Here is a 9,931-nt window from a genome sequence, read left to right as displayed (position 1 = left end):
TGTCTCGACTTCGCTCGACACGAACGGTGATATTGGGATGAGAACTATGCCGCCGCGACGTCCACGGTTTCTTCGCCGGCCGCATCCAGCAGGCGCTTTTCGACCGCTTTCAGGCGCTGGGGGGAATCGATCTTTTCGCCCAGCAGATCGGTGACATAGAAATTGTCGACCGCGCGTTCGCCATAGGTGGCGATGTGGGCGGAATGGACCATCAGCCGGGCTTCGAACAGCGCGCGGGCCAGCCGGTTGAGCAGGGCGGGGCGATCCCGCGCGTTGACTTCGACCACGGTGAAGCGGTTGCTGGCAGCGTTGTCGAAATCGACGTTCGGGCGCACTTCAAACGCATCGGCGCGCGGGCGGGCGAGCGGGCGCGCAGCCAGTTGCGGGACCAGCTTGACCCGGTTGGCCAGGGCATCGGCGATCATCGTCTTGATCCGGGCAAGCTGGCTGTCTTCGGAGAACGGCCGCCCCAGCGGGTCCTGCACCAGGAAATTGTCAACCGCCATACCGTTGCGCGCGGTGTGGATGCGCGCGTCGATGATGTTGCCGCCGGCCAGATGGATGCCGCCCGCGATCCGGTAGAACAGCCCCGGATGGTCCGCCGCGATCACGGTGACCAGCGTGGCCCCGCGCGCCGCATAATACTGGGTATGAACATCCAGTGTCAGCCCCTTGGCCTGTTCCAGCTGGGCCAGGTTCAGGGCGATGATATCATCCGGTTCGGCAATCCAGTAGGCGTCGCTCAGCAGCTTGCCGGTCTGTTCGACCAGCCCCGCCTGCGCGCCCAGCCGGTCGGCCACGGCGGCTTTCTTGGCGGCGATCCGTTCGGCCCGGCCGTGCTGCTTGTGGCCCAGCCGCAGCTGCCCTTCGGCGGCTTCATAGAGTCCGGAGATCAGCTGGCGTTTCCAGCCGTTCCACACGCCGGGGCCGACCGCGCGGATATCGACGATGGTCAGCATCGCCAGCAGCCGCAGCCGCTCGATCGATTGCACTTGCGCCACGAAATCGGTGATCGTCTTGAAATCGGCCAGATCGCGCTTGAACGCGGTCGCGCTCATCAGCAGATGCGTGCGCACCAGCCAGCTGACGAGCGCGGTCTCCTCCTCGCTGAAGCCCAGCCGGGGGCACAGCTTCAGCGCGATTTCGGCGCCCAGTTCCGAATGATCGCCGCGCCGCCCCTTGGCGATGTCATGCAGCAGGATCGCGGCATAGAGCGCGCGGCGGTTCACCACCTTGTGGATGATCGCAGAGGCCAGCGGATGGTCCGCCTTCAGCTCGCCCTTTTCGATCCGGGCCATCAGCCCGATCGCGCGGATCGTGTGTTCATCCACCGTGTAGTGGTGATACATATCGAACTGCATCTGCGCGTTTACCCGCCCGAAATCGGGCACGAACCGCCCGAATACGCCGGTTTCGTTCAGCCAGCGCAGCACGGTTTCGGGATCGTTCCGGCTGGTCAGCAGATCGACAAACAGCGCGTTGGCGCGCGGATCGGTGCGCACGGTATCGACCAGCCGCGCTTCGCGCACCGCAATGCGCATCGCTTCGGGGTGGATTTCCAGCCCCTGGCTGTCCGCCAGCACAAAGATTTCCAGCAGCCGCACCGGGTCTTCGGAAAACCACGTTTCGGACGGCACGTTGATCTTTCCGCCGAACACCGGATAGCCTTTGACCATCCGCCGCCGCGCGCGGAAACCCGCCAGCAGCCCGCGCGGCTGTTTCCTGGCGATCTGGTCATCCAGCTGGGCGAGGAACACGCCGGTCAGGTGGCCGACCCGTTTGGCCTGCAAAAAGAAGTACTGCATGAACCGTTCGACCGAGCTTTTTCCCGGTCGCTCGGCAAACCCCATCCGTGCGGCGACTTCGCGTTGCAGGTCGAAAGTCAGCCGGTCCTCGGCCCGGTTGGTGATGGTGTGCAGATGGCAGCGCACCGCCCAGAAGAAATCCTCGGCCTTGTGGAAAGCGCGGTATTCGGACGGACTGAGCAGGCCGACCGCCACCAGTTCGCTGGAATCGCGCACCTTGTGGATGTATTTGCCGATCCAGTAGAGCGTGTGCAGATCGCGCAGGCCGCCCTTGCCCTCTTTCACGTTGGGTTCGACGACATAGCGGCTGTCGCCCAGCCGTTTATGCCGGTCGTTGCGCTCGGCCAGCTTTTCGGCGACGAACTGGCGCTCGCTGCCCGCGACGACTTCGGCGAAGAACCGGGCCTGGGCGGCATCGAACAAGGGCTGGTCGCCCCAGACATAGCGCCCTTCCAGCATCGCGGTGCGGATCGTCAGGTCGGCGCGGCCCATCCGGACCATGTCATCCAGGCTGCGGCTGGAATGCCCGACTTTCAGTCCCAGATCCCACAGGAAATAGAGCATCGCCTCGATCACCTGTTCACACCAGGCGGTCTGCTTGGACGGGGTGAGGAAGGCGATGTCGACGTCCGAATGCGGGGCCATTTCGCCCCGGCCATAGCCGCCCACGGCCATCACCGTCAGCCGTTCGCCAGTGGACCGGTTGCCCGATGGATAGACATCCGCGATCACGTGATCGTGGATCACCCGCACCAGCTGATCGACCAGGAACGCCTGCGCGGCGGCGCAATCGTTACCCGCCGATGGCCTGGCGATCAGCCGCCGGGCAATTTCCGCGCGGCCGTCGGCCAGGCTTGCGCGCAACAGCGCCACGACTTGCTGGCGGGGCGGCTTGGCAGACGTGCGGACCAGTTCGGCGATGGCATCGCCCAGCGCGCGGCGGTCAATCACCGCGCGCTGGTTGGTGATGGTTTTTCCGGTCAAGCCCTGCTCTGTTGCTCGTTGATCCACAGCGGCTGGTAACGCGCGCGCAAGGCACGCTTGTCAACCTTTTCGGTCCCCAGCCGCGGCAGGGTTTCGGTTTCCTGCCACAGCCGCACCGGCACCTTGAACGGGGCGATATGCGCCTGCAGGAATGCGCGCAGATCGTCCTCGGACACGGTCCGGCCTTCCTTCACCAGATAGACCCCGGTGGGCAGTTCGCCGAACTTTTCATCCGGCACGCCGAACACGCTCGCCTCGGCAATATCGGGGTGGGCATAGATTGCCTGCTCCACCTCGATGCAGCTGATATTCTCACCGCCGCGGATGATGATGTCCTTCTTGCGGTCGACGATGAACAGGTAGCCGTCCTCATCGAGGTAGCCGAGGTCCCCGGTGCGGAAATAGCCGTCCGGCATGATCGCCTCGGCGGTCGCCTTGGGGTTGTTCCAGTAGCCCAGGAAGTTGGCGATGGAGCGGATCGAGACTTCGCCCACTTGCCCTGCGGCCAGTTCCTTGCCGTCGTCGTCCAGGATACCGATCTCGACCAGCGGTTTCGATGCGGTGCCGGTGGAGCCCGGCTTGGCGAGGTAGTTTTCGTTGAAGTTGCCGCAGCCGACGCCGTTGGTTTCGGTCAGGCCATAACCCAGCAGCGGGAAGGCGTGGGGCAGGGCTTCGCGGATCCGGGTGACGTGATCGACCGGGCGCGGCGCGCCGCCAGCGGCATAGGATACGCAGCTGGTCAGGTCATACTTGTCGCGGTTGGGGTGGGTGGCGATTTCAAAGCTCATCAGCGGGACGCCGACGAAGTAGGTCACTTTCTCCGCTTCGATCAGGCGCATCGCCTCTTCCGCGTCCCACTTGGGCATAAGCACCAGCTTGCGGCCGATGGCGAAGCTTTGCAGGAACAGCGGGACCATGCCGGTGACATGGAACAGCGGCACGTTGACCAGCGTGCAGGGCTGGGCGGTGGGCATTTCGCCCTTGTCGGTCAGGTGGGTGGCGACCATCAGCGTCTGCGCAGCATAGTTCATCGCGGCCTGCACGACGCCGCGGTGGTCAGACCATGCGCCCTTCGACTGGCCGGTGGAGCCGGAGGTATAGAGGATCGTGGCAAGATCATCGCCGGTCAGTTCGGGCAGCGGCGTATCCGCGCCGCCGCCATTGGCCAGCAGCGGGGCCAGGCCCTGTTCCCAGCCGCCCGCGTGATCGAACACCACGATCGTGCCGGGGTGGGCGTGGCCTTCCAGCCGCGCGGCGCGCTGGGCATCGGCCAGCACCAGCGAACAATCGGCTAGCTCAATCCCGCCGGCCAGTTCCTCACCGCTCCACCAGCCGTTGAGCAGCGTGGCGCAGCCGCCCGCCATCAGCGTGCCCATGTAGGCAATGATCCAGTTGATCGAATTGCGCGCGGCAATGCCGACGCGGTCGCCGCGCTGCACGCCGTGGCCCTGCACCAGCCCGCCCGCAACCGTGCGGGCAGCGGCGTGGACTTCGGAAAAGCTCATCCGCACGTCGCCATCCACCAGGAACGGCGTGTTGCCGTGGTGGGCGCAGAAGAACGCGAAGTAATGCACCAGCGTGGGCGGCGCGTTCTTCAGCATCGGCAGGGTGCGATCAAATCGTTCGAACGGTGCGGTTTCCAGCGGCGCTCCCGGCGTGGTCAGCCGGTCCAGAACAGACGTGAGGGCAGTATCGAGTTCGCTCGCCATTCGGCTTCCTTTTCCCCATTGTTTCCAAGGCAAGCCCCTCTCTTGCCTTGTGCCGGGGTTTGTTTCCCCGGCGTGCTTGTGCCAGAAGGCGCAGCGGTTGGTACCACTGCTGCCGACCCTTACGATCTAGGAGGTTACGTCCTTGCTGTCACTACTGCTAGCCGCCGCAAGCGATGCGCCAATCTATTGGCAGGACCTGAACCTCAGTCCGAATGTGTTCACCATCGGCAGTTTCGCCTTGCGCTGGTATTCGCTGGCCTATCTGGCGGGCATCCTGCTGGGGTATTGGCACCTGTCGCGGATGATCAAGGCCCCCGGCGCGCCGCTGGCGCAGCGCCACGCCGATGACCTGTTCTTCTGGTGTACGGTCGGGATCATTCTGGGCGGACGGCTGGGCTATGCCACGTTCTATACCGGCGGCGATACCGGCCTGCCCAGCCTGTGGGCCGATCCGGTGTCGCTGCTGCAATTGTGGAACGGCGGGATGAGCTTCCACGGCGGGCTGGTGGGCACCGTGCTGGCCGTGGCGTGGGTCGCCTGGCAGGGCGGGCTGAGCTTCCTGCGGGTGATGGATTACATCGCCGTCTGCGTGCCGTTCGGGATGCTGTTCGGGCGGCTGGCAAATTTCGTGAACGGCGAATTGTGGGGCCGCGTGGCCGGGCCGGACGTGCCCTGGGCGATGGTCTTCCCCGATGCACCGGGCGGCCTCGCCCGTCATCCCAGCCAGCTGTACGAAGCGGCGCTGGAAGGCGCGGTGCTGATCGTGGTGATGCTGCTGATGTTCTGGAAAACCCGCGCGCGCTGGCGGCCGGGCCTGCTGGCGGCAACCTTTGCACTGGGGATGGGGCTGGCGCGGTTCTTCGTGGAATTCTACCGCGAACCGGACGCCCAGCTGACCGAATTCGCGCTGCAGACCGGGCTGTCGATGGGCCAGTGGCTGACCGTGCCGTTGATGCTGGTCGGGCTGTTCTTCATCGCCCGGGCGCTGATCCGCCCCGCGCTGGGCAGCACTGCGCCGATTCCCCCTGCCCCGGTCACCCCCGCTCCATGATGGACGGGGCAGCGGCCGAACCGCTCGCGGCGATCTTCCGGCGGCTGATCGCCAATACCGGCCCGATCAGCCTGATGCACTACATGGGTGAGTCGAACGCGCGTTATTACACCAGCCGCGATCCGCTCGGCAGCGCGGGCGATTTCATCACCGCGCCGGAAATCAGCCAGATGTTCGGCGAACTGATCGGGCTGTGGCTGGCCGATATGTGGATCAATGCAGGGCGCGAAACGCCGGTCCACTATGTCGAGCTGGGGCCGGGGCGCGGCACGCTCGCCAAGGATGCGCTGCGCACGGCGCGGCGCTATGGGCTGGAACCGTCGATCCACTTCGTCGAGGCATCGACCGCGCTCAAGGACATCCAGTTGGAGACCGTCCCCGGCGCGCAGTGGCACCATGACCTCTCGACGATCCCCGCCTATGGCCCGGTGCTGATCGTCGCCAACGAATTCCTCGATGCGCTGCCAGTGCGGCAACTGGTCAAGACGCCGCAGGGCTGGCGCGAACGGATGGTCGTGCCCGAAGGGGACCGGTTCGTCTGCATCGCCGGGCAGCAGCCGATGGATGCCGCCGTGCCAGAGGCGCGGCGCGGCGCGGCGGACGGGACGATCATCGAAACCTGCCCCGGCGCGGCGGCGACCGTCTATGAAGTGGCGGGGCGGCTGATGGAGCAGGGCGGGGCGGCGCTGTTCATCGATTACGGGCATGACCAGCTGCGCGATGGCTCTACCCTGCAAGCCGTGCGCCAGCATCTGAAAGCCGATCCGTTCGTCAGTCCGGGCGAGGCGGACCTGACCGCGCATGTCGATTTCGCCGCACTCGCCCCGATTGCCCAGTCGCGCGGGTGCAAGTGGCTGGGGACCGTGCCGCAGGGGCGCTGGCTGCGCGAACTGGGGATCGAAACCCGCGCGCAGGCGCTGGCCCAGGTTGCACCTGAGCACGCCGCCGCGATCCATTCCGCCAGGGACCGGTTGATCGGCGAAGGGCAGATGGGGCTATTGTTCAAGGTCATGGGGCTGGCGCACCCGAACTGGCCGGGCGGGGCTGGTTTTCACGGCTGATAACCGCCTTTTGTCCCCCTCGCATTTGCGCGGCGGCGTGCTAGCGTTGCGAAACAGGGGGAGAGTGTATGGAAACGGATTATCAGGATCCGCCGCCCGCGTTGTTGTCGCGCATCGTGCGGCGGGTGATGCTGTGGTTTTACCGGACGCGTGGCTGGACGGCGACGGGGACTGCGCCCGCTGACCGGCGCTGCGTGGTGATCGCCGCGCCGCACACGTCCAACTGGGATTTCGTCAACCTGCTGGGGCTGACCGCCGACCTTGGGGTCAAGGTCCACTTCATGGGCAAGCGGAGCCTGTTCCGCTGGCCGCTGGGGCGCTTCATGCGCGACATGGGCGGCGTGCCGATCGACCGGTCGAGCCGCCACAACACGGTCGAACTGATGGCGGCGGAGTTTCGCCGCCGCAAGGAATTCATGCTGGTGATCGCGCCCGAAGGCACGCGCAGCGCGGTGGGGCAATGGCGCACCGGCTTTTACCACATCGCCCGTGCCGCCGGGGTGCCGCTGGTGATCGGAATGATGGATTACGGCAAGAAGACCGGCGGGCTTGGCCCGGCGATCTGGCCGACCGGCGATTTCCGCGCCGACATGGCCAAAGTGGTGGAATTCTATCGCAACACCACCCCGCGCCACCCGGACCGCGCGATCACCGATTTTGAAACCCTGATGGGAGCGGACAGCCGTGATTGACGGATTGCTGATCAACGCCGGGATCATCGCCGTGCTGATGCTGGGCCTCTGCGCGATTGCCGCACGCATCCGCGACGTGTCGTTTATCGACGCGGTGTGGGGCGCGGGCATGGCAGTGCTGGCAGTGGCCAGCTGGCTGCAACTGGGCGAACCCGGCGCGCGCGCCGGCCTGATCGCGGGCATGGCGGCAATCTGGGGGCTGCGGCTGGGGCTGCACCTGTTTACCCGCTGGCGCGCACACGGGGAAGACCCGCGCTATGCCCGGATGCTGGGCAAGGCGAAGGAGCAGGGCCGCTATGGCCGCGCCGCGCTGACCGTGGTGTTCGGCCCGCAGGCGGTGCTGCTGTTCCTGACCTGCCTGCCCGCGCAGCTGGGCGTGCTGGCCAGCGGCGATCCCGCGCCGATTGGCCCGCTGGCCTGGGCCGGGGCGGCGCTGTGGCTGGTGGGGATGACGTTCGAGACAGTGGGCGATGCCCAGCTCAAGGCGTTCCGCGCCAACCCGGCGAACAAGGGCAAAGTGCTGGACACGGGACTGTGGCGCTATACCCGCCATCCCAACTACTTCGGCGATACCTGCGTCTGGTGGGGGATCTGGCTGGCCGCGGCAGAGGCCGGAGCGCTGGTCGCCGCGATCAGCGTGATCGGACCGCTGTTCCTGACGTTCACGCTGACCCGCTGGTCGGGCAAGCCGCTGCTGGAAAAGGGGCTGGTCAAGACCCGGCCGGGGTATGCCGACTATGTCGCGCGCACCTCCGGCTTTGTCCCCTGGCCGCCGCGCCGGGGATGATCAACGCGTCACCCGTTCTTCCATCGGCACAGCGCGGGGCGGAACGGCTTTCAGCCATGCTTCCAGTGCGTCGAGATCGGACATCCCGGTTACCGCATCGCGCTGCCGGGCAAACACGCTGAAGCTGTCACCGCCGCCGGCCAGAAAGCTGTTGGTGGTGATCCGGTAGCTGGCCGCAGGATCGATCGGCTGACCGTGCAGCGTAATTGCAGTCACCCGGTCGCCAACCGGGCGGGTGCGGTCCAGCTTGAACGCGAACCCGGCGGACGGGGCCAGCACCTGGTGCGGGCCATTGTCGTCAAAGCCCTGCTCCAGCACCGCCTTCAGTTCTGCCCCGGTCATCGACTGGGTGATCAGCGTGTTGTTGAACGGCTGGGCGGCATAGATGGCGCCAAAGGTCAGCCCGCCGTCCGCCGCCGGGTTCAGCGGCGCACGGATGCCGAACGGGTTCATGAACGCGATCTGCGCGCCCGCTCCGGCCGTGGCGGCGAGTTGCGCGTCGGCGATCAGGTTGCCGAGCGGCCCGCCCTGGTTGCCGATGCCCGCGACTTCGGCGCGCGTCGCCGCTCCGCTCAGCCGCCCGACCGGGCGCTGCGCATAGTCGCGCGCGGCTTCGACATACTTGCCGACATAGGCCGCCACATCGGCGCGGGGGGTAAAGCGGGGCAAATCGGCGGCGGTTTCGACCGGCCCGCGCGGTGAGACATAGGGATCGCTTTGCACGACCACGTTGCGCGCGCGCTTGCTGACCACGCGGCCCTGCGCGGGATCGATTTGCAGGGTGATATCGGTCACCAGCTGGCCGAACATGCCCGCACTGGTCAGCAGCACCGGCCGCGCCGGATTGATCGCGCTGTAATCGCAGACATAGGCCCAGTGCGTGTGGCCCGAAACGATCACGTCCACGCCCGGTTCCAGCCGGTCGAGGATCGGGCCGATCGATCCGGTCAGATTTTCGCAGCCGCCCGGATCGGGCCGTCCGGACGTATAGCCGCCCTGATGGATCATCACGACCACTGCATCGGCCCCGCCGCGCCGCAGCCGCGCGGCCTCGCCGTTGATGGCATCGGCCTCGTCCCCGAAGGTCAGCCCGCGAATGCCGTCCGGCGAAACCAGATCCGGCGTCCCTTTCAGGGTCAGGCCGATGAAGCCCACTTCCACCCGGCGCTTGCCCTTGCCGTATGTGCGCAGGCCCGATGCCGGGAACAGCGTTTTGCCATCCGCCGTATAAGTGCTGGCCGCCAGGAACCGGAAACTGGCGCCGGTGAAGCGCTCAACCTGACACGGCTTGCGCGCGGTGTGCTGGACGCAGCCGCCGCTTTGCTTGCGCAGCAGTTCGTCCGTGCCGGAATCGAATTCATGGTTGCCGACCGCGTTGAAATCCAGCCCGATCCGGTTCATCACCCCGATCGCCGGTTCATCCAGAAACAGCGACGAGGCGATTTGCGATGCGCCGATCAGATCGCCTGCGGCAACCGTGGCGGAATGATCATATTGCGCGCGCAGGCTGTCCACCGCACTCGCCAGCCAGGCCGCGCCGCCTGCCGGAACCGGGCGGGCATCGTCCTTGCCATCGGGCACCAGCACGGCGGTGCGCGGCGGCTCCAGCGCGCCGTGGAAATCGTTGAGCGCGATGATACCGATGGTCACCGGCGCGGTCGGGGCGGTGGAGGTAACCCGGCCTTGCGCGCCGCATGCCGCCAGCGCGGGCAGCAGCAGGACGGGCAGCAGGGCAGAGAAACGGCGGCGGCGGTTGGCGGATTCGATCATGGCGGTGTTCCTAGGTCGGTCAGGACAATCGGGCAATGACAACCCGCCTTGCGTATTGTGCAACTAAGACAG

7 protein-coding genes are annotated in these 9,931 nt (G+C 66.4%); 4 read left to right on the top strand and 3 right to left on the bottom strand.

Annotated elements, in window-relative coordinates:
- Positions 1–44: 44 nt before the first annotated feature.
- Both Q8Q53_RS12110 and Q8Q53_RS12105 read right to left on the bottom strand, forming a co-directional pair.
- Entirely contained in the window at positions 45–2,789 is a 2,745-nt protein-coding gene (locus Q8Q53_RS12110; protein ID WP_305702031.1) for a [protein-PII] uridylyltransferase, read from the bottom strand.
- Positions 2,786–4,498, bottom strand: coding sequence for a class I adenylate-forming enzyme family protein (locus Q8Q53_RS12105; RefSeq protein WP_305702030.1), 1,713 nt, complete (start codon positions 4,496–4,498; stop codon positions 2,786–2,788). Before Q8Q53_RS12105 ends, Q8Q53_RS12110 begins: the two co-directional genes overlap by 4 nt.
- 142 nt (positions 4,499–4,640) lie before the next feature.
- Here Q8Q53_RS12105 and lgt point away from each other — a divergent pair, with 142 nt between their 5' ends.
- The 4 genes from lgt (at position 4,641) to Q8Q53_RS12085 (ending at position 8,089) form a co-directional block, all read left to right on the top strand.
- Positions 4,641–5,549: a prolipoprotein diacylglyceryl transferase gene (gene lgt / locus Q8Q53_RS12100; RefSeq protein ID WP_305702029.1), complete on the top strand. Its 909-nt coding sequence runs from the start codon at positions 4,641–4,643 to the stop codon at positions 5,547–5,549.
- On the top strand, positions 5,546–6,610 hold the full coding sequence (locus Q8Q53_RS12095; protein ID WP_371136551.1) for a class I SAM-dependent methyltransferase: 1,065 nt from the start codon (positions 5,546–5,548) through the stop codon (positions 6,608–6,610). Before lgt ends, Q8Q53_RS12095 begins: the two co-directional genes overlap by 4 nt.
- Before the next feature lie 68 nt (positions 6,611–6,678).
- Positions 6,679–7,302, top strand: coding sequence for a lysophospholipid acyltransferase family protein (locus Q8Q53_RS12090; protein ID WP_305702027.1), 624 nt, complete (start codon positions 6,679–6,681; stop codon positions 7,300–7,302).
- Positions 7,295–8,089 carry a DUF1295 domain-containing protein gene (locus Q8Q53_RS12085; RefSeq protein ID WP_305702026.1) on the top strand — a complete coding sequence of 265 codons (795 nt, stop codon included), beginning with the start codon at positions 7,295–7,297 and terminating at the stop codon, positions 8,087–8,089. Before Q8Q53_RS12090 ends, Q8Q53_RS12085 begins: the two co-directional genes overlap by 8 nt.
- On the opposite strand, the gene Q8Q53_RS12080 is transcribed toward Q8Q53_RS12085, so the two are convergent.
- Positions 8,090–9,859, bottom strand: a complete 1,770-nt coding sequence (locus Q8Q53_RS12080) for a bifunctional UDP-sugar hydrolase/5'-nucleotidase (protein ID WP_305702025.1) — start codon at positions 9,857–9,859, stop codon at positions 8,090–8,092.
- Positions 9,860–9,931 lie beyond the last annotated feature (72 nt).

The organism is Novosphingobium sp. (assembly GCF_030699305.1).
In the GTDB taxonomy this organism is placed as follows: Bacteria; Pseudomonadota; Alphaproteobacteria; order Sphingomonadales; family Sphingomonadaceae; genus Novosphingobium.
The sequence above is the reverse complement of the archived record's forward strand: the minus strand, read 5'-3'. Positions and strand labels throughout refer to the sequence as shown.

Bases quoted from the DNA above. Each gene is read 5' to 3' on its own strand.
- Q8Q53_RS12090 (WP_305702027.1), top strand. From the start codon at position 6,679: ATGGAAACGGATTATCAGGATCCGCCGCCCGCGTTGTTGTCGCGCATC.
- Q8Q53_RS12105 (WP_305702030.1), bottom strand. From the start codon at position 4,498: ATGGCGAGCGAACTCGATACTGCCCTCACGTCTGTTCTGGACCGGCTG.
- Q8Q53_RS12080 (WP_305702025.1), bottom strand. From the start codon at position 9,859: ATGATCGAATCCGCCAACCGCCGCCGCCGTTTCTCTGCCCTGCTGCCC.
- Q8Q53_RS12095 (WP_371136551.1), top strand. From the start codon at position 5,546: ATGATGGACGGGGCAGCGGCCGAACCGCTCGCGGCGATCTTCCGGCGG.